The organism is Eubacteriales bacterium mix99 (assembly GCA_038396605.1).
GTDB lineage: Bacteria > Bacillota > Clostridia > Caldicoprobacterales > DTU083 > UBA4874.
Map to the genome: position 1 here is coordinate 1,895,072 of CP121690.1, position 22,514 is coordinate 1,917,585.

Genomic DNA, 22,514 nt, shown 5'->3' on the forward strand with positions numbered 1-22,514 from the left:
CAACATGTACAGACACACGGATCTGTCCATGTTGCTTTATTGCAAACAACAAAACAAATCAGGGAGGAATTTATGTGAAAAAAGGAAAAAGAGCCGTATGTTGCATATTGTCTCTGCTTTTGGCCGTTTCTTTTGTGGCTTGTGCAAAATCGGGAGGTGACAGTGAAAAAAAAGAAGCGGATGTTGCGGATAACGTCCGGAGCACAACAGTTCCGAAGTCAGACAAATCAGGAGAGGGCTCCGGCAAGAACGACAAGGAGGAAGCCCCGGCAAAGATCAGTATCCTTCTAAGTGGCGACAATACTCCTTCCGCTGACAACCTCGTTTTAAAAGAGCTTGGCAAACGGACCAATACGATCATTGATATGACATATGTTCCCGGATCCGATCTCAAAACAAAAAAGAGCACGCTGGCGGCATCCGGCACTTTACCGGATATCTTTGGGACGGACGGAGACGAAGCCCTTGAGTTCAGGGAAGGTGGATTACTTGCCGAGGTAGGGGATTTGGTTGAACAGTATGCTCCCAATGTTTTGGATAATGTCGGTGAAAATCTTTCGAAGTCCCCGGTAAATGAGGATGGCATTTACATGATTTTAACTGCCAAACTTCCTTACTGCAAGCAGCTCAACCTTCGCACCGACTGGCTTGCAAATCTGAAGATGGATATGCCCACCGATCCGGACAGCTTATATGATGTGCTGTATGCATTTACCTTCAAGGACCCGGACGGCAACGGAAAGAACGATACATTTGGACTTTGTGCCAATGCCAGCCCATCTTCATTCGCATCTGTATTCGGTGCTTACAATATTCCTGTGGGAAAAGCAATTGAATTGGGAGACGGGACAGTTACATCCTGGGTAAAGCATCCAAAGTTTCTGGAAGCGATGGCCTATATCAATAAACTGAATAAGGACGGACTAATTGAACCGGAGTGGGCAACAATTCCCAAGATGGACATGTTTTCAAAATTGTGGAACGGAGTGGCTGGAGGAATAGAATGGGAATGTGTTGGACCGACCAACAACTGGATGCCATCCAGATATACGGAAGAAACGCCTCCTACGTTTGATTTTCCCGTCATAAAAGGACCGGAAGGGCATCATGGGACTCCTGCTGCCATGCCTTCACTGACGACTGGGTATGCGTTTTCATCTAAATGCAAGAATCTTGAGTCGGCGGTAAAGCTGGCCAACTTCTGTATGTCCAAAGAAGGCAGCGAGCTGCTGTATCTCGGTGTGGAAAACGTTATGTTTAAGTGGACAGACAAGGCAAATGGAGAATATGAATATCTTGGAGAGTACAAGGACAATGCAACACATCGTGCGGCAGGCGGATTTGTTTACTGGAGCCTTTTTGCACCTGCCATGAATGCGGAGATAGAGACTTTCAATAAGCAAACCCGGGAAGGTGTCGCCCTGGCGCGGGAAAATGGAATTCCTTATGTCAATATTGTAAAGACTCTGGAAACACGTACCGAATTTGGCACCGACATGGATCAGACCATTGATGAAATGTATGTGGATCTGGTGGCAGCAGGCGGCGATCTGAAGCCCATATACGACAACTACATCAAAGAGTGGGAAGAGATCGGCGGAAAGGAATGGGAAGAGGAAGCCACTGAAGCCTGGAAAGAGCAAGACAAGTGATTCATTTTGGTTGTTTATGAGAGAGGGCGGAAAATGAAAGAGTATATAGTAATTGACCATGAACCAAGTCTTCTTCCAAAGGCGTATAACTGGAAACTCGTGTGGCATGACGAGTTCGATGGGACCGAATTGGATCGGGGGAAATGGGATTTTCGGCTTAATTTTTGGGGGAAACGATTCCAAACCTATACAGACAAAGGTATCATACTGGACGGGAAAAGCAATGTGGAGATCCATCTTCTTGAAAAGGATGGACAGTTTTATTCCGCTCAGCTTCAGACAGGATCCAATTCATTTGACCTGCCCAATCGGTATCAGCAAATTGCCAATGCCCCGAGTATTCCAGGAGCGGAAAATGAAATTTGGCCCCTTGGCGAGCTCCCAAAGCCTAAGTTCATGCATCGATATGGATATTATGAGGTCCGCTGCAAGTTGCAGAAGCAACCGGGTTGGTGGTCGGCTTTTTGGCTTCAGTCTCCATCGATCGGCACTGCATATGACCCGTCATATAGCGGCATAGAATGCGATATTATGGAGAACTTTACACGTGACGGAGAGGTAACGAGTGGAAATATATTCGGAGGATACGGCAGCCATAAAAAATCAGATGCAAGAATTCGATATCATATCAGGGAGTCAGAGGATGGATTCCATCGTTTTGGAGTACATTGGAGCGAAGAGGGCTATGTGTTTTATTGTGATGGAAAGGAAACAGCAAGAACAAATGAGTATGTGTCAAAAGTGGAACAGTTTATCCTGTTGACAACCGAATGTAAGGGCTATCGGAAAGGTAATGGAAGAACACCCGATGACAAGCTTCTAGCCGCTGTGCTGCCGGATTGCTTTACGGTGGATTATGTACGGGTCTTTGATGAGCTCTGAAAAGAAGTTTGGAAGAGGAGGAGGATAAATGATTCTATCGACTCCACCAATAAATGAACGGAAAGCAGATGTTTTGTAAACCATAAATCAGGAAAGGAGCCGCTTGTCTTGACAAAACACAACAGTCGAAAACCACTTATGGGAGTATTGATGATTGCTTCCCCACGCTTCCGCAACCTGGGGGAAGGGACGGAGCATGGTACTTACCGGGAAAGAAAGGAAAAAGAATCCCAGCAACTGTTGCAGGAGCTGGACTTTGCGGATAAAATATTTCCCGGTATCGTATACACCCGTGAAAATGTGAAGGCAGCTGTCCATGCGTTCAAAGTGAACGACGTGGATATGGTGTTCGCACTTTTTTTATCCTGGTCGGACGACTTTGCCTGGATCCGATTTCTTCGGGATATGTCGGAGGTGCCCATCCTGTTTGCAGCCATTACCCGTGAAGAGCCGGGATTTGAGGATTCCATGGAGGAAGATCGATTTATAGAGTTTCTTTCTGCCGGTGGACTCGTTGGAACACTGGAAGCATCAGGATCCATCCGGCGTTTCCAGCGGCCCATGCTATATACGGTGATCGGCACCATGGAGCAGGTAATGAAAAAGGCCCATGAAACGGCGTGTGCTGCAAAACTGCGCTCCACGCTTCGCCAGACCTCCTTCGGGCTTCTTCCCTCTTATAACGAAGCAATGTGGTCTACCTATGTGGATCCATATGACCTGTTTCTGAAAGTTGGTCCAGAGCTGAGATTTCTGTCCGTTTCCGGACTGGAAGAGGAAATTGAGCAGATTCCAAAAGAAAGAACCCTCCATGTCATGAATCAGATATTGGACATCTATCCTTCCGATGGCCAGATCAATAAGGAAAAGATGTTTGCTTCCGTGGAAGCCTCTCTCGGTTTGGAAGAGATCTCCCGTCATAACAATATAGAGCTGTTGGTCCTGAACGATATCGATGAGACGCTAATGCAGAAAATCGGCTTGCGGCCAGGCTTTACTCCCTGTCCTGGTACGGAGGATATTATGGTAGTTCCGGAAGGGGACCTGGGCGGAGGCCTTGCCTGCTATATCTTAAAGAAACTGTCCGGCGGGCATGTGAATTTCATTGAGCCTTTTTATATTGACAAGCGCACAGGACTGTTTGCTGCCGGACATGCCGGCCCAAATGATTATACGGATCCGGCAAGTTCCACCATTTTATCCATTGATGCACGCTTCGCGAAGTCCGGCTACAAGCATGCCGGTGCACCCTTTGCCTGGAATGTATTTGCGCCGGGTGAAAAAACGATTGTTCATATTTCCCATGCAAATGGACATTTTAAAATGGTTTGCAGCCTTATTGATGCCGTAAAAACCAAACATTTTCTGGCCGGATATTCTCATGGCCTGTTTCGAAGCCGGATTCCCGCCGGGGAATTTTTTGGAAAATTAGTGGATGCAGGTGTTACACAACACTATGGTATCACAAAGGGCAATTATTTAAATGAACTGACGATACTTGCGGATATGCTTGATTTTGATCTGACCGTGATTTGATCCATTCGACTGCTTGTTTTACGTTTTATCTTTGGACTTCAGAGACTGTGAATCATAGTCCCCCTGAAGTCCTTTTGGTTCAGCCGCCTGGACGACGCTGCAAAGATTTTTCCGGTATGTGTATGGTGTAACACTATATTTCTTCATAACAATCATGGCCTTTCAGATATTGGATCGTCTGATCTATTCAAAAAGGAAACCGGGAGCACCCCATCAGAATACAAGGATCATAGCATAATCATATCGCATGAGTGAAAATTTATTACAAAATGCCGGCATCGGTGTGCATTCGGCATATCACGGCATGGGCGCAGGCAAGGTGCTGTTTGACAGCCTGTGTGAAGGTCTCAGCCAGTTGGGCGCAGAGTATAAGTAAAGTGGGTAACGATCAGGGATAAAAATGACAGCGATTTGGATGTTCTGTACGCAAATGAGCCGATCTCATCGATTCATCCATGCATGGATGAATACAGCGGATACAGGAACATTGCACCGAAAGCAACCATTACATGTGGAGAGCTGGCAAAGGATTCAGATGATAAGTATCTTACGGATGGATTGTTCTCCCTTTACAAAAACGAAACGGAGTTTATCAGAATTCATGTAAAGGAGACTCTGGTCAATGGCACATCGACGTTTGCCTTTCACTTCAATAAACCGCACACTGTGCGTGCAATCATGATCTATAACTCAAAAAATGAGGAAGATATTTTTAAGAAAGTAAGCCGGATAGAATTTCTTTGTATAGAGAAAGGCAGGGAAGTAAAGAAGGTCATAAAGAATCTGAAATTCAACGAAGAGTTCTATCGGGTATCTGAAAACGGCAAAGATATCCGTTATGTTACTCCTGGTTGGATTCCATGGGGCTGAAAAGATATGTGGAAATTATGCAAACGGCTTATAACCGGATGTCTGCGAAGAAGATAACCTTGCCGGGAAAAGTATTCCATTGAAGCAGTGCTATTTACTGCGGAAGATGAGGGATCAGAATGGTTACGGAGGTTCCTTCCTCCGGCGTGGAATCGAAAGTGATCCGGGCCTGATTATCATAGTAAAGCTTCAGACGGTTGATCACATTTTTAAGTCCGTAACCTCCTGTATCCTGTCCTTCATTCGGGATCTCATCATAGGTCATCAGCCGATAAATGGTAGTCTGATTCATACCGATTCCGTTGTCCCGGATGGTAATCCGTATCATGCCTTCGACCGGCTGGACCGAGAGGAAGATGATTCCCTTTTCTTTATCGGAATTGGCGATCCCGTGCAGAATGCTGTTTTCAACAATCGGCTGGAGCAGAAGCTTCATGATCCGATAGTCTTCCAGTTCCGGATCCACTTCCGTTTTCAGCTCGATATCCTTTAAGAAGCGGAGATTCTGGAGCTCAACATAGAGACGAACATGCTCCACTTCATTGGCAATGGAAATGTAATCACTGCCATTGCTCAGACTGATTCGGTAGAACCGGGATAATTTGATGACAATATCACATACTTCTTCCATATCATTGCGTTTTGCCGTCCAGGAGATGAGATCCAGGGTATTGTACAGGAAATGGGGATTGATTTGCGCCTGCAGGACTTTCAGCTCCATGGTATTCAGATTCTTACCCAGTTGGTATTGTTTCTTCATGAGGGAGTTCACCTTTTTTACCATATAATTGAAGCTTGTTTGAAGCTCCCCGATTTCATCCGCACTGTCCACAATGCAGTTTACATTGAAATTTCCGCTTTCCACTCCCCGAATCTGTTTTGCCAGAAGGTTGATTCGTTTTGCGTTCTGTCGTCCATAGAAACAGGACAGACAGTAGACAATGACTCCGGCAATCAGGACCAGCAGGATGAACTGTTTTCTCAGGCCGGACTGCACGCTTAGCAGATCTTCCATGGAGGATATGGTGATCAGCATCCAGTTATTCCAAAGAGTCGTTCTGCCGATCACATAATCATTGTCCGTTGTAATATAGGACGGATCCAGGTTGTGGATCATCTTTTCAGGTATTTCATGGGGAAACAGTTTCTTGTTTGCCGTATAGGAAATCAGGGGGGCATATGCCTGATTGGTAATCAGGATTTTTCCTTTTTTGCTGTAATCGGCAGTCTGCATCAGATCCAGAATATCGCCTTCCAGCATGTCCACGCTTATGATGCCGATGAATTCATCAAAATTTTTGGGATTCCGTATGGGTACAATGGCGGAAATGAGTCTTTGCTTATCGCTGAGAATGTAGGTGTAATCATAGGGATTCGTAAAATAGATAACGGAATAGGATTCCCTCAGGGGTTTTGCCCAGCTTTCTTCCTGGATCTGATCCAGGTTGTAGGTCAGGTCGTTTCGGTCACTGTACAGGAAACCGTTCCTGACATAGATCCGTATTTTGTAGACGGCATCGGAGTTCCGGAAACGGGCTGCAATAATGTCAAGGTCATTTAAATCCTCGATCTGCTCTGCAATCGGAACGGAGTCCGGATCCTTTGCCAGGATCTCCGTGACATTTTTGTTTCTGGACAGGTTCAGGGCGGCATTGGCAATTTCCGTAATCCTCGAGTTTATGGAAGTCTCTGTCTGACGGAGATACAATTCAGAAAGGGAAATAGACTGGCGTTTGACCATCTGAATATTCTGATAATAGGAATACGTAGTCAACACGATAACCGGCAGCATAACGATGGCAAACATGGACAGAATCAGTTTGTTTTGGTAAGAGCTGTCCAGATAAGCCCGCTTTATGGAATCCAGCCATTTCATACTGGTCGCTTCACTCCTTCTTTTGGGTTTGGCTCCCCGTATCTTGCAGAGCTCCGTGTCAGGTGTCAGTCAAAGCCATTGTGCCGTTTCAGCACCCTCTTATCAGTAGGCCCACGTATCAGTAGTCAGAGCCTTTTATTGCGGAAGGTACTCGGTGTGACGCCAAAATATTTTGTAAATGTCCGCGTAAAGTAGTTCTGATTGCTGTACCCCATCTTATCAGAAATCTCCTTGATTTTCATGTTGGTTTGCGTAATCAGCTTTTTGGATTTGTTCATCTTGACTTCCAGAATAAACTGATTGATGGTTCTGCCGGTCTTGGTTTTATAAAGGTGGCAGAGGTAGGTGGGGGTGATAAACACGTGATCAGCAATCTTTTGAATGCTCAGATCGTTATCGTAGTTTTCCAGAATATACTTTTCCGTATCGAAGATAATCCGGCCTTTGTTGTCCAGGTTGTTGATCTCGGATAAAATCTGTTTCAGGAGGCGCATCAGATATTTTTGAATATCCGTAATCTCCAAAGCGTAGCTAATGGTCTCGGTGACAAAGGACCGCTGCATCCCTTCCTGTCCTTTCAGCTTTTGGTTCAGCCGGAAGGAAATGCTGGCCAGCTCGTCTTTGATGGCTGGAATGTCTTCCGGACGACATTTCTCCATGTAGTCAATATAATCTTCCAGGAAGTCAATGGCCGTTGCCATATTGTTCACGTTGATCTGATGGAAGAATCGATTCTCCAGGTCCAGGGAAGGACGGAAAGGTGTCCTGCTCAGGTTTCTGTAAAAAATCTGTTTGCCATAGCCGGTTAAGAAAGAGGAATGCACCGCCATCCTGGCTTGCTGAAAGGAATCCTTCAGGGTGGCAGCGGATTCCACGGGATTGCTGATCCCCATTGCCATGTGCCGGGCGGCTCCCCCCGCCAGCCCGAAAAGCCGGTTTAGCTGATGAAAACTTTCCCTGCACTGCATAGGATCCGAAGAGAGGTTGGCATGCAGTATGAGACTGTTGTTCAGAGGAGAAGCAACATAATGCTTCCGGAAGGCTTCGGAAAGGATCTTTTGAAACTCCGGAAAATAGCGATTAAGCGTAATGGATTCATTTTCCAGTGAGCTGTCCAGATTCATGTTAAATTTCACGATCACGGTAATCAGGGTATCGTTCAGGGTGATAGGGAGCTTGTTTACATTCGTTTCCGGATGCCATCCCTCCTGGATCAGGTTCAAAGCCAGATTATTGTCGGGGATATTCTGCGCTGTGATATGCATCCGGCAGGCTTTTTTTGCCTTTTCCACAGCCTGTATCAATTCCGATAATTCCAGAGGCTTGTACAAATAGTCCACTACATTCAGCTTGATTGCCTTTTTCAGGTATTCCTTATCGGAATAACCGCTTATAAAGATTACCTTGATTCCGGGATAACGGGGCTGGATTTCGCTGATCAATGTAATGCCGTCCATTTTCGGCATACGGATATCGCACAGGATGATATCCGGCCGGATATCCTCGATGAGCGGATAAGCCTCTAAACCGTCGGAAGCCTCGCCGCAAATCATGACGTCAAGCCGTTCCCAGTTCACAGCAGTTTTAATTCCATATATGGTCGCAGGCTCATCTTCTATCACCAGCATTTTGTACATATATCAACCGACCTCCATGAACACAAACCCAAACAATCCCCAGCCATCCCGAAAAAGTAAGGGCCTTTTTTGTTGTGCATAAGAAAACTTGTCGAAACGGCATAAATTCACCATAGTTATTATAATATAAGCCACATTTTTTATCAACTTGACCGAAGGCCTGAAAAAGCAGGATAGTGTAAATAATCAAAAGAAAGCATCAATGTACTGCCCGGCTTATCTTCATTCTTTAAATTTTATGCTAACTTTTAGCGGTTAAATATATATATGTTTAACAATATGTTAGATAAAATAGTTATATTGGAAGTGGCTCCTGAAATCAAATATGGAACAGAGGGGAAAGAATGAGCAGAGAAACGAAAATGATGAAAAATGTATCGGCTGTGGGAAGGCCACGGCTCGAAAAAAAGGAATTCTTCGGAAGATATTTTCTTAAGAATTATGACATGTATCTTTTGATGGTCCCGGCATTGGTGTTTGTAATACTGTTTCATATCATACCCATGTATGGGATTACTCTTGCATTCAAGGACTATAATCTTTTTGCAGCGGACACCCCCTGGAAGTCCATCGGTGCCAGTCCGTGGGTGGGATTCAAGTATTTTATCAATGTATTTGCCCGTTCGGATTTCAAACGGGCACTGACCAATACACTGCTCATCAGCTTCTACAAGATCATCTTTATCTTTCCGATCCCCATTTTGTTTGCGATTTTCCTGAATGAGGTCCGAAGTGTGAAGTTTCAGAAAGGACTGCAGTTGGTTGTCTATCTGCCGCATTTTCTTTCCTGGGCGGTTGTTGCCGGCCTGTTCGTTACCTTGCTGAGTTCTACGGGGCCTGTCAATAAGATGTTGGTGGATCTGGGATTTGAGAAAGTGAAGTTTATGATGGACAACAGCGTTTTCCGAAAGGTTCTGATTTTTTCCGATGGGTGGAAGGAAATCGGATGGAGTTCGATTATCTACTTCGCCGCCATAGCCGGACTGGATCAGGAATGCTATGAGGCCGCTGTGGTGGACGGTGCCTCCCGTTTCCAGCAGATATGGTATATTACACTGCCGGGACTGCTTCCCACTGTGGTCATGATGCTGATCATGCGGATGGGAAGTATTATGGATGCCGGGTTTGGACAGATTTTTGCCATGTATAACCCGACGGTTTATGATTCGGCAGATATCATTGGAACTTATGTATATCGGATGGGCCTTGGCAAGATGGATTTCAGCACCGGCACGGCGGTTGGGCTGTTCAACTCCGTCATTGGACTGATCCTGGTCCTGTCTTCCAATCGATTTGCCAAAAAGGCCACCGGGAAAAGTATCTGGTAGCGGACACCATCATAGAAAGGAATTGCTGCATGAAAGAGAAAAAGAAAAGGAAAGTTACGGCATTTGATGTGATCAATATCACGGTCATGTGTCTGTTTGGAGTGGTAACCCTGCTTCCTGTGCTGCAGGTGGTGGCCAAGGCCTTCAGCTCGGAGGGACCGGTGATTGCAGGTCTGGTATCCTTCTGGCCCATTGATCCGCAGATTGATACGGTGCTCTATGTTTTAAAGAAGCCGGAGTTCGGCAGCTCCTTCCGGGTTTCGGTCATCGTTACCATACTGGGCACTTTGATTGCCATGCTGCTGACGGTTTCTGTGGCGTACCCGCTCTCCAAGCCAAAGCTGAGGGGACGGAAGTTCTTTTTGTACATCTTTGTGTTTGTGATGCTGTTCAATGCCGGCATGGTTCCCAATTATCTGATGTACCGGTCCCTGAAACTGACCAATACCATATGGGCCCTGGTGTTTTCCGGTGCCTTTTCGGTGTTCAATATGTTCATCGTAAAGAATTACTTTGAATCCCTGCCGGAGACCATAGAGGAAGCGGCAAAGATAGACGGGGCATCCAATATGTGTACCTTGATCCGGATTGTGCTTCCCATGTCGCTGCCGGTATTGGCAACAGTGACCCTGTTTTATGGGGTGGGTTTCTGGAACAATTACATGTCCGGGGTTCTGTATATCACGGATGCTTCGCTGAAGCCCCTGCAGCAGTATCTGTATGACCTGATTACCGAGGCGATGAACACCATTGATGAAACCGGGAACATTGCGGACATTGACTCTGCCATGAATCTGACGGGAGAGAGTGTCCGTTCCGCTACCATTGTGGTATCCACGCTGCCCATCCTGATCCTTTATCCCTTCCTGCAGAAGTATTTTGTGAAGGGCATGACTATAGGATCCGTAAAAGGATAACAAAATTTAGGAGAGGAAGACTTATTTATGCCACAAATGATGCCGGAATATAAAACAAGCCCGGTTATTCAGCGGTACAACGATGGTGCTCCGGTACTTTCCGCCAAAGATATCCCCTATCAGGCTGACTGTGTCTTCAATGCAGGTGTCGCCAAATACGAGGGGAAATATGTCATGGTTTTCCGAAACGATTATGGTTCTATACCCGGACGTGGTTTTCGCGGGTGCAATCTTGGCATTGCATTCAGTGAAGACGGAAAGAAGTGGTCTGTGAGGAAAAAGCCTTTTCTGACTGCCGGGGATATGGGAGATCCGGAGATTACAAGAGTGTATGATCCCAGACTGACGATTCTCGACGGACGGGCGTATCTGTGTTTTGCAGTGGATACCAAACATGGCTTACGGGGCGGGATCGCTGTAACAGAGGACTTTGAAAAAATCGAAGTGCTTTCCATGACAGTCCCGGATAATCGCAACATGGTGCTGTTCCCGGAAAAGATCCATGACAGATATGTACGGCTGGAGCGGCCATTTCCTGTTTACTCCCGGGGCGGTAAGGATCGGTTTGATATCTGGATGTCCTTTTCGCCGGACCTGCGCTATTGGGGGGATTCCAAACTGGTCCTGACCGTGGAAGATGTACCGTTTGCCAATGACAAAACAGGACCCGGGGCGCCGCCGGTCAAAACAAAATATGGTTGGCTCACATTGTTTCATGCAGTCCAGCGTGACGATAGCCGGGGCAAAAATGGCTGGGACGATAAGTGGACCAAATGCTATTGCGCCGGCATTATGCTGTTGGATCCGGAAGATCCTGAAAAGGTGATTGGTTTGTCCAAATTCCCCCTGATCGCACCGGAAACCGAGTGGGAAACGGAGAAGGGGTTCCGTACCAACGTGATTTTTCCGGGTGGAATGATTGTGGAAGACGACGGCGAGGTAAAAATTTACTATGGAGCTTCGGATACCGTGGAGTGTCTGGCAACAGCCGGCTTGGAAGATCTGATCGCACTTTGCAAACCGCCCTGCAGCTGAAAAAAAGGGCCAAAGTGACAGGTCATTGTACAGACTCTAAGGGGATGGAAAACTTCAGCAATGTTATTGAATTGAAGGTTGTGATAAGTGATTCTCACAGTGTTTGATTTGATATAAATAAAACTTATAGAATAGCGAGGACTTTATTTATGAAAAAATTGTTAAGCGTTTTTGTATCGGCAGCTCTTATGTTTTCCATGGCTGCATGCGGGGGCGCCAACAAGGACGGGAAGGGCAACAATGAAAATCCCGCTGCATCGAAACAGCCGGCAAAATCAGAAGATTCTGTCCTGTCCGGTGAAAAGCCGGAACTGAAAATCCTGACGGCTTATCAGCCATATAACTTTAATGAGCAGCCAGGAACCAAGCTTGAGGAAGAGATGACCGGCTATCAGGTGAAATGGTTTGGTTTGCCGCAGGAAAATGCGGATGAAAAGCTGTTCCTTGAGATTTCAGGAGGGGAATCCTATGATCTTCTTTTAAGGATCGGTGCCAGCGAAGCAAGTCAGTTGTTTGAAAAGAATGCCGTGCAGGATTTGAAGCCGCTGCTGGATAAGTATGGGGAAAATATTCTTGCAGGCGTTTCTAATATGGCAATTCAGTCCATGACAACTGAAGATGGGGTAGTCTATGCGATTCCATTGGAGGCATTTGATGGGCCGCAGCCGGGCGGGGATCCCTATGGTATTTTAAAAGGCGGGATTGGTTTCAACGCAAAATATCTGGAGGAATTGGGAAAGGATGTACCCACCAATCTGGATGAATTATATGATGTTTTGAAGGCATATACGGATAAAACCGGCAAGCCGGCGTTTACAACAGCTGCCACAGGCTGGCTCCCTTACATTATGTCCGGATTTGGGATGGGCGAAGCAGGCTGGTATGAGGTGGACGGCGAATATCTGCCCCGGATCAAGGTTTCTGCAACAGTGGACTATCTTGGCTTTATGCAGAAGCTGTACAAGGAAGGTTTGCTGGACAATGACATGCCAATCAATACCGGCGATACAGCGAAGGAAAAATTCACCAACGGAACCACATTGGCTTATCCGGTAAAGTTTTTTGATATTGATGGAATCTACGATGCGTTTCAAGCGACAGGCAGTGATACCAAAGTTAAGATTGCCACTCCTGTGGCGAAAGATGCCGATGCCAAACCGCCCATTTTCGTAAATCAAGGTATCAAAGGAGCGGTCTGCGTTCCGAAAACCGCGAAAAACCCGGAGCATGCCATCAACTGGTTCAATATTATATCCGACAAGGAGAACTTCAGGAAGATCTATATCGGAGAAGAAGGGGAATCCTATGAGATAAAGGATGACAAGTATTATCCCATATTTCCTGCATTCGATGACTTCACCAATTCGGATAAACTTGTTGGTGTAGTTCCAACCGATGATGTGTTTAAAATGTGGCAGGCCAGGGCAAGGAAAACTGATGCGGCTGCGGAACTCTATGATAATATCAACTCCAGAGTGGGGGATTATGATGTCCGGAACTATTATGAGTCCTATGCATCCTCTCTGCCGGAAGTGAGGGATAACTCCACAGCCCTGAACACCATGACAGATGACAAGATGATTCAGGCCATTGCCAATGGGGAAGATCCACAAAAGGCCATTGATAAAATCATTGCGGAATGGGATAAGACCGGCGGAAAGGAATATGAAGCCGCTATGCAGAAATGGCACGAAGAGAACAGGGATACGATGAAATAAGAAGTACCTCGGGTTACAAATGAAAGCCCACCTCTTAAGATGTGGGTTGGAGCGAGCAGATAAGTTTATTTGGGAAAGGCAAAGCCTGATAGCCGTGAAAACAAATTTCCGGGTTTTCAGGCTTTTGTCTTTTTTGCTTTGCATAGAATAATTACACTTCAGAGGAGGCCTGAACGATATGAATTCAGAATATCAGTTTACCGATACGGCAGATGTTGTGGTATGCGGTGCCGGAACGGCTGGTTCCATAGCGGCCATTGCAGCGGCAAGAGAAGGGAAAACCGTTGCTCTGATCGAGCAGTTTGGTATTGCAGGGGGAAGTGCACCTTTGTCCCTGGTAACGCCGATGATGCACACCCATATCAGGGGGAATCCCATGAATTCCTGTTTGAGTCAGGAGATCAATGAAAGATTGTTGGAGCTGGGGGCTGCCAGCGGAGATGGATCTTCGTTTGATCCGCTAGTGATCTCCATTGTTCTGGAAGATTTGTTGGTAAAGGCAAACGTCAGAATTCTTTATCATACGTTGATTACCGATGTAAAAAGAGAAGGCAATGTGATCCGGGGGATCGTCGTCCATAACAAATCCGGAAGAGGCCGGATCACCGGAAAGGTTTATATCGATGCGACGGGAGACGGGGATGTTTCCTGCCTGGCAAAGGCCGGTTTTGCTGCCGGAGAGGAAGAGACGGTAAAGAACCAGCCGGTTTCCCTTCGGTATATGATCGGAGGGATTGATATCCCAAAATTCCGGGACTTTCTGCAGCAATATGAGAATCGGGATCAGCCGGAGGAGTACGATCCGAACCGGGGGATCAGTACCGCCATGACCATACCCAATACAGGGAAATGGCCTCTTGAGCCTGTATTTCTGGATGCGGTGGAAAAAGGGGACATTACCCGGGAAGATGCGACTTATTGGCAGGTATTCAGCGTACCCGGCCGGAAGGACTGCCTGGCATTCAATTGCCCGGAGTTTTTTGAAAATACAAACGGAACGGACAATAGGGATCTCACGTATGTTCAGCTGCACGGGAAGAAAGCAATTCTTCGCCAGCTGCGCTTTTACAGGAAATATTTCGAAGGGTTTGACGATGCGTATATCTCCGATATTTCTGCCATGGTAGGTATTCGGGAATCCCGCAGGATCGTTGCAGATTATAATCTGACAGCGGAGGATGTGCTTTCTCACCGCAAATTCGAAGATGCCATTGCGCAGTCCAACTATCCGGTGGATATTCATGGAAGAAAGCTTCGCAATATAAAGATCCGGCAAAATAATGAAGATACCCGGCCCTTTTATGAAATTCCTTACCGCTGTCTGGCAGTCAAAGGGATTGCCAATCTGCTGGTGGCGGGAAGATGTATCGGTTCGGACTTTATTGCTCAGAGTTCGCTCCGCATCATGCCTACCTGCAGAGCCATGGGAGAAGCCTGTGGGATTGCAGCGGCCATCTCCTTAAATGAAAATGTTGGAATCCACGAACTGGACGGTGTCAGGGTGCGAAACCTCATGAAGGAGAAAGGCGCTCGATTTGTTTGATGCTGTGAGGAATACCGGACGGAATGGTTTCCAATGAACCGGTGAAGATCACAGACGGCGCTTATTGCCTGCCGGAAGAGAAGCTGGTAAACTGGGGCGCGTCGTATCACGATTTCGGAAAGATTCCCAGTGCGTTTGGCCTTCCGATTGATATTGCCTTTATCACATCAGACAATGCCTGTGTGACACATTATGAGATCCTGACTTCTGCAGTGGATGCAGGTGATGGAAGCGGCGAAGGCTGTCTGTCGGACCATTACGGGATTTATATGAAATTTGTCCCGGGACGCAAATGTGAGACAATTCGTCCTGTGCCGGAAGGGGAACCAGCTGGCACCAAAGATCTGAAAGCAGCATACGGCAGCGCAGAGGTGGACGGCAAGAAAGACAGCGCATATGACAACAGCACAGCTGCCCGGGTGAATGTGGGTGTGAGCGGTTCAGCAGTGGCTGATGCACAGGCCCACGGGACAGTGAGCACGGTTTATGATGACAAATATCTTTATTGCTTTGCCGAGGTCGCCGATACCACCCCCTGTGACAAGGTCGCTTTGAATGAGGTACAGGATGATGTCAGCGAAGGGGTTTGTTTTTTCTTTGATTATCTGAACACACCGGAAACCGATGAACGATATCCGGTAGACGGGGAGCAGGGCGGCCTGCGCGTCGGATTTGCGTCTCTGACCGATGAAACGATCGAGCCGAAAGAACGTGAGGCAGGCATGCCCCATGCCTATGCTGCAGTGAAAACGGACAAAGGGTATAATATTGAGCTGCGTGTCGGATTAAGCGAGTCTCTCAGGGAACGGATCTGGAAGGGCAACGATGTTTCCATTGGCATTGGGTTCCAGATCAACGATGACATCAATAACGACGGTGTACGGGACATGGTTTGTTTTTCCTCTCCCGGCATCAATTATGAGTGGAAATCGGAGGAGCCTGAGTCAGGTGGATGCAAGGGGTTTCAGGATATCCTGCTGGCTTTCTGGTGAAAAATCAGATGTTGGCAGGTGTTATAAAAAGGCCGCTGTCAAGTACCCGTATCGGGTGTTGGCGGCGGCCTTTGCACTGGGCGGCTTTCTTATCTTCCGGGGCTGTTTATGCTATTTCATATGGAAGGCCACTTCAATGTCGCGGACTTGCTGATCATTGATGGGTACCAGATCTCCAAGGGTTTTGGCAGACAGGATTGCCCTGGCACTGTATTCTGCCACCTCCAGACGGTCATAGGTATTCAGCAGGGAATTGCCGGTTACGAGGATGCAGTTGTTTTCCGCGAGAAGAATGGGAATTTTGACGGAAAACATTGCTGCCGTTTCCTCCGGATGCCTGAAAATGGATTCGAAAGGAATCTTCTTTATATTCCTCAGCTGAAGATAGCTTTCCGGTATGGTTTTGGTCTCCAGTTCATTGTGTGTTATGGCAAAAGCCATGATGTTGGGCGAGCGGGCAATCACCACCGAATGAATATCCGGATGTTTTTGATAGATGGCCTGAATCAATCCTATGAAACAATTCTGTCCGCTTCCGGATTCTTTTGGATTCCTTCCTATATGCAGGATATCCGCTTCCTCCATATATTTTCGATCGGCAGAACGAGGCGCAGTCAGAAAAGTTCCATCCGTAAGACGCTGTGAGAAGATCCCCTGCGTGCAGGTAAACAGGAATTGGTCATAGGCTCTGTGCGTAAATGCGCATATATTCCGGCGGGCATCCCGTTCTTCGCTGGAAAAGGTCTTCTGAGGTTCCGCGTACCGTTCAGTTTGTTCGCATTTTGCCATTTCCAGCTGTTCCTTTGTCAGCTCCACCGGGCCGGACATTTTTCCTGCTTCAATTTCCGTACGGGCGGCAAATTCCAGAGCTTCAAACATCGCGTATGCATGGGAAAGATCGGTACTTCCCACCACCACGCCATGGTTTTCCAATATGACCATGTCACAGCCTTCACTGAACTTTTCCGCGATGTTGTCACCCAGTTCCCTGCTGCCCGGAACGGCATATGCCGCTATTCCGACTTTCCCGCAGGTAAAATGAATGTCGGGTGTGAACCGGGTACCCGGGATCTTCCGGACGAGACTGAATGCAATCAATGCCGGGGAATGGGCGTGGATGATGGCTTTGATGTCGGGGCGCTTTTCATAGATTTTTTTATGAAAGGGTAGCTCTACGGAAGGTGTATGTATGCCTTCTGTCTTCCCGTCGGGCAGAACCCGCATGATATCCCTTCTGGTAAGGGATCCCTTGTCAATCCCGCTTGGGGTGATCCAGACATCTCTGTCATCATCCAGTACGGATAAATTTCCGCCGGAGGTGGTGGTGAGGCCGCGCTGATAAATCCTTTGCATAAAGATGACCAGCTGGTCGGCAGGATGCATGTAACCGAAGTGTTTCATGATTTTTCCGAACCTCCAATTTTATTACAAACGTGTTCTTCTCCATTCATTTTATACCGCATCCTGTCATTTTTCAAGAAGAGTGACACCGGACAACGCTGCCGGCGTTACATTTTTGCGGAATCCCTGGCAGCGGACCATTTCTGTTTCAGTTGTGGGTCGGACAGGGTTGCCATGATATATTCCGAAAATTCTTCCCCGGTTGCACCGTTTTCCCGCCCGGTGACGGACATTTTCTTTTCATACTGACTACAGATATCCAATGCCATCCGGAGTTTTTCTGCTTTTTTCTGATAACCGATATGATCCAAAAGCATTCCGGCAGCCCGTATGATACTGCTGGGATCTGCATATTGGGCGCGGCCTTCTTTCACCATCCTGGGAGCGCAACCGTGTATCGCCTCAAACATGGCATAGCGTGTTCCGATGTTCGCACTGCCGGCCGTTCCGACACCGCCCTGAAATTCAGCCGCTTCGTCCGTCAGAATGTCGCCGTACAGGTTGGGCAGCACCACGACCCGGAACTGGGTCCGGCGCTTGGGATCCACCAGCTTGGCTGTCATAATGTCGATATACCAGTCGTCCCATTCGACCTGGGGATATTCCTTGGCGACCTGCCTGGCAACATCCAGGAATTTGCCGTCGGTGGTTTTCACCACATTGGCTTTTGTGACCACTGTGACTTTATTGATCCCGTTCCTTGCGGCATAGTCGAAGGCGGATTTGATGATCCGATAGGATCCTTCCTGTGTTGTTACGGTAAAGTCCAGCGCCAGATCATTGTTGACGTGGATGCCGTCACTGCCGAGGGCGTAGGATCCTTCCGTGTTTTCCCGGAAGAAGGTCCAGTCGATTCCCTGTTCCGGTACCTTCACCGGTCTCATGTTGGCAAACAGATCCAGTTCCTTACGCATGGCCACATTGGCGCTTTCAATGTTGGGCCAGGGATCTCCTGCCCTGGGAGTAGTGGTGGGGCCTTTCAGGATGACATGACATTGCTTCAGCTCATCCAGTACATCATCCGGGATGGCTTTATTGTGTCCGGCACGGTTTTCAATGGTCAGACCGTCAATGATCCGAAAGATGATTTTGCCCTTGTCAATTTCCTCTTTCAGGAGAAATTCCAATATCTTCTGGGCTTTCGCTGTAATAAATGGGCCGATGCCGTCCCCGCCCACGATGCCAATAACGATGGGGCTCAGCTTACTGTAATCTGTGAAATCCTGTGTGGCTTTCATCCTTTCAATTCGGGCGAACTGCTCTCTCAGGACCTTTTCCAGGTGATTCTTTGCTGTTTCAATTGCTTCCTGCTGGTTCATATTATGTGCCTCCGTTCCTTGCGTATCGCATAATTCTGTGCTTGCTGTTTATCTTCCGGAAAGGAAAATAAATGCCATTTTTCTGTGATTCATTATATAACAGAACAGGGAAAGATACAAACAGGCAGCATAAAAAGAGAACTGCCGGAGACGAAAAATGCTCTGGGGAAACAGGAAGAAACAAAGGGAAGGGGATAAGAGGAGAATCACGTTATGGAGAAGAAAAAATAAAACCGGAAAGAAACCGGTTTTATTTTGGTCAGACAGACCGACGAACCTTGTTATTATTGAACCTGATACATGCCGTTCTTGTTCATATAGTTGAAGATCCCTTCCCCGTGCTGCTGTTCCTCTTTTTGAATATGATTCAGTGCCTGACGGGCATCGGTGTTGACAAACTCGAACACGGCAGTGTTGTATGCATCCGAGACGTACTTTTCTGTCATCAGCATATCGTTGCAGAGATCGGCATCACTTTGGTTCTGCATGGCGTTGTCCATGGGATTTTTCCCTGCCTGCTGCTGTGACTGGGACTGCAGCTGGTTCTGCTGACTTTGCTGGCTCTGTTGGGCTTGCTGGTTCTGCTGTCCCTGTTGGTTTTGCTGCATGTTGGGCACCTGTCCATTCATCATCTGATCCAGGGTGTTCAGATGCTGCTGTTCCTGGCCGGCATAGGTTCGGAACATTTGCTTCAGTTCGGGATCCTGAGCATGATCTGCATAATTGTTGTATTTCTTGATGCAAATCTTCTCATGAGTCTGCTGATCCTTTAAAAGAGCTTGTTCTTTCTGTGTTAGGGTCATATTCATTACACACACCTCCGTTCTTATTTTGTTTGATTTGCAAAAAAATATTCTTTCGGACTGGATTTTACTGTAGAAAGAAAGCGGAAGGACAATAGGAAAGTATTGACATAGAACATATGTTCTGGTATGATTAAATATAAGCTTGCAGAAAGGCGGAATGGAAATGGATGCCGGTTTCAAGTATCAGGGAACAACTGGCCTTCCGATTATAACTACGGGGAGATCAAGCTGGTCCTGGCGCTGCAAAAGGAAAACAAAGCTGCCTGACGCAGCATGGAAGTTCCCCTTGCAATAATTCGTGTATTCTATATAATATTCCTTGATGGACCGTGCATCATTTATACAGCAGATGGCCGTATACATCGGCAGGTCTGCTGATTTTAAAGGATTCGAAGGTGATCATTACATGAAACAATTCAGGGTCGGGCTCATTGGCTGTGGTGCCATTTCCTCCGTTCATCTGGCATCCCTGAAAACAGCCGGACTTGCAGAGCTGACTGCGGTATGTGATATCCGGGAGGATCGTGCGAAGCATGCCGCTGAGCGTTATGGATGCCGATACTACACGGATTATAAGGAAATGCTGGACAGGGAAGACCTGGATGCCGTGCATATCTGCACACCCCATTATCTGCACCCGATCATTACGGTTTATGCGGCAAACCACGGGGTTCATGTTCTGACGGAGAAACCAATGTCCATTGCCCTGGCGGATGCAGACAGGATGATAGATGCATGCAGACGGAATCATGTCACACTTGGCGTTATTTTTCAGAACCGTTACAATGCAGGATCTGTTCTGATCAAAAAGACATTGGAATCCGGGGAGTTGGGGAAGATTCTTTCCGGAAGGCTCCGGGTCAACTGGTATCGTCCGGATACCTACTACAGCAGCAGCGACTGGAAAGGTACCTGGGACAAGGAGGGCGGAGGCGTTCTCATCAACCAGGCCATTCATACCATGGACCTGATGGGATGGTTTATGGATTCCCCCATTGAATATGTGGATGCCAACATCAGCAATCGCGCCCATGCGGGAGTGCAGGTCGAAGATTGTGCCGAAGGAATGGTGAAGTATCGGAGCGGGGCATTTACGATTTTTCACGCCCTGAATTATTATACCTATGATGCGCCCATTGAACTGGAGCTTCACTGTGAAAAGGGACTGGCAAAGATGGTTTCCGATAAAGCAACCATAAGCTTTCAGGATGGAAGGGAATGGTCTGCCGATCGGAATCCTGCCGATACCGTTCAGGCAGATGGGTCGGTAAAGGATTACTGGGGGATCAGCCACTCCAAACAGATCAATGACTATTACGAATCCCTTGCAAAAGGGGAGAAGCCTTTCCTGAGCGGAGAGGAAGCAAGAAAGACGCAGGAGCTGATCTGTGCTATATACCAATCCGGAAAGGAAAAAAGAAGGGTTTTTGTATAAAGGGGATTCGTATGGAAGCACTTTGTGTAAACCTCCGGAGCAGAAAAGGCACCAACAAATCGTAAGAGGAAGGAGCAGCAAGGAATGAAGCAAACGGAACAGTTTAAAATCGGTGTGATGGTGGATTCGTTCCGCGTGGGCATTACGGAAGGAATCAAAAAGGCAGCGGAAATCGGCGCAGAGGGGATTCAGATTTATGCCACCAATGGGGAAATGGCTCCTCAGAACCTGAATGCCGCCAGGCGGAGGGAAATTCTGGACCGGATCAAATCCAGCGGACTGGTTGTGTCGGCACTTTGCGGGGATATGGGAGGACATGGGTTTGCCGTAGCAAAGGACAATCCTGCCCGGGTGGAGCAGTCCAAAAGGATCATGGATCTGGCAAAGGATCTGGAAACCGACGTGGTTACCACTCATATCGGAGTCATTCCTTCAGACCCCGGTCAGGACCAGTACAGGATCCTGCAGGATGCCCTCGGTGCCATGGGGGAGTATGGGGATGAAGTGGGAGCCCATTTTGCCATCGAAACCGGTCCGGAGAAGGCCACCGTGCTGAAGGGATTTCTGGACAGTCTTTCTTCCGGCGGAGTCCGGGTCAACCTGGATCCTGCCAATCTGGTGATGATAACGGATGAGGATCCTGTGGAAGCGGTTCATATCCTGAAGGACGATATTGTTCATACCCATGCCAAGGATGGCGTCATGAAGCAGAAAACGGACCCGGAGCGAATCTACAATTTCTTTGCGGAGGGCGGCATTGAGGATCTCCGCCTGGAAGATTATTTCCTGGAAACTCCTCTGGGACAAGGCGATGTGGATTTTCCGAAATATTTGAAAGCACTGGAGGAGGCTGGTTTTCACGGATTTCTCACCATAGAGAGGGAAGTGGGTAAACAGCCGGAAAAGGATATCAGGCTGGCAGTGGACTTTTTGAAGGATATTCTTCGTTAGTCTGTATTCCAATGTCCTGGCTGTCCACTCTCTGGGTGCGGACCGTGCGCACCTGTATCGGGGATGGGTGGAAATGCTGCCTGTCACCCCTTGATGGCGGGACAGTGTATATTTGTTGAAGGAGTATGGTATGAAACTGAAAATCAAACGGCTCAACCCGAATGCAAAGCTTCCGGAATATGCCCATCCGGGAGACGCCGGACTGGATCTCTTTTCCGTAGAGCAAGTGAATATTGAGCCGGGCTGCTCCAGGCTGCTCCATACAGGGATCGCCATGGAGCTTCCCAAAGGCACGGAAGCACAGGTTCGTCCGAGGAGCGGCCTGGCTCTCCGGAATCAGATCACGCTTTTGAATTCGCCCGGTACCATTGATGAAGGATATCGCGGGGAAGTCTGTGTGATCCTGATCAATCACGGAAAAAAGACCTTTCATGTAACGATTGGAATGAAAATTGCCCAGATGGTCCTCCAGCATGTGCTTCAGGCAGAAGTGGAGGAATGCGGGGATTTGTCCGGCAGCCAAAGAGGGAAGAAGGGGTTCGGTTCCACCGGAGTCTGATTTGATCCAAATGGCTCTGGCCGCCGGATATCGGAAAATCAAAGGAAAGGAGAGGCG

The 22,514-nt window shown here is 47.6% G+C and carries 19 protein-coding genes; 14 read left to right on the forward strand and 5 right to left on the reverse strand.

Annotated elements, in window-relative coordinates; translation table 11 throughout:
• The first annotated feature begins 74 nt into the window (after positions 1-74).
• The 5 genes from QBE55_08335 (at position 75) to QBE55_08355 (ending at position 4,940) form a co-directional block, all read left to right on the forward strand.
• Positions 75-1,652, forward strand: a complete 1,578-nt coding sequence (locus tag QBE55_08335) for an extracellular solute-binding protein (GenBank protein WZL77575.1) — start codon at positions 75-77, stop codon at positions 1,650-1,652.
• Between the two features lie 33 nt (positions 1,653-1,685).
• Positions 1,686-2,534 (forward strand): glycoside hydrolase family 16 protein, encoded by an 849-nt coding sequence (locus QBE55_08340; protein ID WZL77576.1) that lies wholly within the window; start codon positions 1,686-1,688, stop codon positions 2,532-2,534.
• A 108-nt stretch (positions 2,535-2,642) separates the two neighbouring features.
• Positions 2,643-4,070: a hypothetical protein gene (locus QBE55_08345; protein ID WZL77577.1), complete on the forward strand. Its 1,428-nt coding sequence runs from the start codon at positions 2,643-2,645 to the stop codon at positions 4,068-4,070.
• A gap of 247 nt (positions 4,071-4,317) precedes the next feature.
• Positions 4,318-4,446: a hypothetical protein gene (locus QBE55_08350; protein ID WZL77578.1), complete on the forward strand. Its 129-nt coding sequence runs from the start codon at positions 4,318-4,320 to the stop codon at positions 4,444-4,446.
• Between the two features lie 35 nt (positions 4,447-4,481).
• A complete protein-coding gene (locus QBE55_08355; protein WZL77579.1) occupies positions 4,482-4,940 on the forward strand; it encodes a hypothetical protein in 459 nt (152 codons plus the stop codon).
• Positions 4,941-5,034: 94 nt separating this feature from the next.
• Here QBE55_08355 and QBE55_08360 read toward each other — a convergent pair whose 3' ends face one another.
• Both QBE55_08360 and QBE55_08365 read right to left on the reverse strand, forming a co-directional pair.
• Complete coding sequence (locus QBE55_08360; GenBank protein ID WZL77580.1) at positions 5,035-6,816, reverse strand: sensor histidine kinase; 1,782 nt, start codon at positions 6,814-6,816, stop codon at positions 5,035-5,037.
• 125 nt (positions 6,817-6,941) lie between these two features.
• A complete protein-coding gene (locus tag QBE55_08365; GenBank protein WZL77581.1) occupies positions 6,942-8,453 on the reverse strand; it encodes a response regulator in 1,512 nt (503 codons plus the stop codon).
• Between the two features lie 344 nt (positions 8,454-8,797).
• Between QBE55_08365 and QBE55_08370 the strand changes: the two genes are divergently transcribed.
• The 6 genes from QBE55_08370 to QBE55_08395 all read left to right on the forward strand — a co-directional run bounded on the left by QBE55_08370 (position 8,798) and on the right by QBE55_08395 (position 15,986).
• Positions 8,798-9,781: a sugar ABC transporter permease gene (locus tag QBE55_08370; GenBank protein WZL77582.1), complete on the forward strand. Its 984-nt coding sequence runs from the start codon at positions 8,798-8,800 to the stop codon at positions 9,779-9,781.
• A gap of 29 nt (positions 9,782-9,810) precedes the next feature.
• Positions 9,811-10,698, forward strand: coding sequence for a carbohydrate ABC transporter permease (locus QBE55_08375; protein WZL77583.1), 888 nt, complete (start codon positions 9,811-9,813; stop codon positions 10,696-10,698).
• Between the two features lie 27 nt (positions 10,699-10,725).
• Complete coding sequence (locus QBE55_08380; protein ID WZL77584.1) at positions 10,726-11,733, forward strand: glycoside hydrolase family 130 protein; 1,008 nt, start codon at positions 10,726-10,728, stop codon at positions 11,731-11,733.
• Between the two features lie 149 nt (positions 11,734-11,882).
• Complete coding sequence (locus tag QBE55_08385; GenBank protein ID WZL77585.1) at positions 11,883-13,451, forward strand: hypothetical protein; 1,569 nt, start codon at positions 11,883-11,885, stop codon at positions 13,449-13,451.
• A 178-nt stretch (positions 13,452-13,629) separates the two neighbouring features.
• Positions 13,630-14,994, forward strand: a complete 1,365-nt coding sequence (locus QBE55_08390) for an FAD-dependent oxidoreductase (protein WZL77586.1) — start codon at positions 13,630-13,632, stop codon at positions 14,992-14,994.
• A 23-nt stretch (positions 14,995-15,017) separates the two neighbouring features.
• Entirely contained in the window at positions 15,018-15,986 is a 969-nt protein-coding gene (locus QBE55_08395; protein WZL77587.1) for a sugar-binding protein, read from the forward strand.
• Between the two features lie 111 nt (positions 15,987-16,097).
• Here QBE55_08395 and QBE55_08400 read toward each other — a convergent pair whose 3' ends face one another.
• The 3 genes from QBE55_08400 to QBE55_08410 all read right to left on the reverse strand — a co-directional run bounded on the left by QBE55_08400 (position 16,098) and on the right by QBE55_08410 (position 19,515).
• Positions 16,098-17,387 carry a class II aldolase/adducin family protein gene (locus QBE55_08400; protein ID WZL77588.1) on the reverse strand — a complete coding sequence of 430 codons (1,290 nt, stop codon included), beginning with the start codon at positions 17,385-17,387 and terminating at the stop codon, positions 16,098-16,100.
• Positions 17,388-17,494: 107 nt separating this feature from the next.
• A complete protein-coding gene (locus tag QBE55_08405; GenBank protein WZL77589.1) occupies positions 17,495-18,706 on the reverse strand; it encodes an isocitrate/isopropylmalate family dehydrogenase in 1,212 nt (403 codons plus the stop codon).
• 284 nt (positions 18,707-18,990) lie between these two features.
• Entirely contained in the window at positions 18,991-19,515 is a 525-nt protein-coding gene (locus QBE55_08410; protein ID WZL77590.1) for a spore coat protein, read from the reverse strand.
• Between the two features lie 403 nt (positions 19,516-19,918).
• Between QBE55_08410 and QBE55_08415 the strand changes: the two genes are divergently transcribed.
• The 3 genes from QBE55_08415 to dut all read left to right on the forward strand — a co-directional run bounded on the left by QBE55_08415 (position 19,919) and on the right by dut (position 22,457).
• Positions 19,919-20,947: a Gfo/Idh/MocA family oxidoreductase gene (locus QBE55_08415; protein ID WZL77591.1), complete on the forward strand. Its 1,029-nt coding sequence runs from the start codon at positions 19,919-19,921 to the stop codon at positions 20,945-20,947.
• A gap of 84 nt (positions 20,948-21,031) precedes the next feature.
• Positions 21,032-21,898 carry a sugar phosphate isomerase/epimerase gene (locus QBE55_08420; GenBank protein WZL77592.1) on the forward strand — a complete coding sequence of 289 codons (867 nt, stop codon included), beginning with the start codon at positions 21,032-21,034 and terminating at the stop codon, positions 21,896-21,898.
• A gap of 130 nt (positions 21,899-22,028) precedes the next feature.
• A complete protein-coding gene (dut, locus tag QBE55_08425) occupies positions 22,029-22,457 on the forward strand; it encodes a dUTP diphosphatase (protein ID WZL77593.1) in 429 nt (142 codons plus the stop codon).
• Positions 22,458-22,514: the final 57 nt, after the last annotated feature.

Bases quoted from the DNA above. Each gene is read 5' to 3' on its own strand.
- QBE55_08340 (WZL77576.1), top strand. From the start codon at position 1,686: ATGAAAGAGTATATAGTAATTGACCATGAACCAAGTCTTCTTCCAAAG.
- QBE55_08350 (WZL77578.1), top strand. From the start codon at position 4,318: ATGAGTGAAAATTTATTACAAAATGCCGGCATCGGTGTGCATTCGGCA.
- QBE55_08360 (WZL77580.1), bottom strand. From the start codon at position 6,816: ATGAAATGGCTGGATTCCATAAAGCGGGCTTATCTGGACAGCTCTTAC.
- QBE55_08365 (WZL77581.1), bottom strand. From the start codon at position 8,453: ATGTACAAAATGCTGGTGATAGAAGATGAGCCTGCGACCATATATGGA.
- QBE55_08370 (WZL77582.1), top strand. From the start codon at position 8,798: ATGAGCAGAGAAACGAAAATGATGAAAAATGTATCGGCTGTGGGAAGG.
- QBE55_08375 (WZL77583.1), top strand. From the start codon at position 9,811: ATGAAAGAGAAAAAGAAAAGGAAAGTTACGGCATTTGATGTGATCAAT.
- QBE55_08380 (WZL77584.1), top strand. From the start codon at position 10,726: ATGCCACAAATGATGCCGGAATATAAAACAAGCCCGGTTATTCAGCGG.
- QBE55_08385 (WZL77585.1), top strand. From the start codon at position 11,883: ATGAAAAAATTGTTAAGCGTTTTTGTATCGGCAGCTCTTATGTTTTCC.
- QBE55_08390 (WZL77586.1), top strand. From the start codon at position 13,630: ATGAATTCAGAATATCAGTTTACCGATACGGCAGATGTTGTGGTATGC.
- QBE55_08395 (WZL77587.1), top strand. From the start codon at position 15,018: ATGGTTTCCAATGAACCGGTGAAGATCACAGACGGCGCTTATTGCCTG.
- QBE55_08400 (WZL77588.1), bottom strand. From the start codon at position 17,387: ATGAAACACTTCGGTTACATGCATCCTGCCGACCAGCTGGTCATCTTT.
- QBE55_08405 (WZL77589.1), bottom strand. From the start codon at position 18,706: ATGAACCAGCAGGAAGCAATTGAAACAGCAAAGAATCACCTGGAAAAG.
- QBE55_08410 (WZL77590.1), bottom strand. From the start codon at position 19,515: ATGAATATGACCCTAACACAGAAAGAACAAGCTCTTTTAAAGGATCAG.
- QBE55_08415 (WZL77591.1), top strand. From the start codon at position 19,919: ATGAAACAATTCAGGGTCGGGCTCATTGGCTGTGGTGCCATTTCCTCC.
- QBE55_08420 (WZL77592.1), top strand. From the start codon at position 21,032: ATGAAGCAAACGGAACAGTTTAAAATCGGTGTGATGGTGGATTCGTTC.
- dut (WZL77593.1), top strand. From the start codon at position 22,029: ATGAAACTGAAAATCAAACGGCTCAACCCGAATGCAAAGCTTCCGGAA.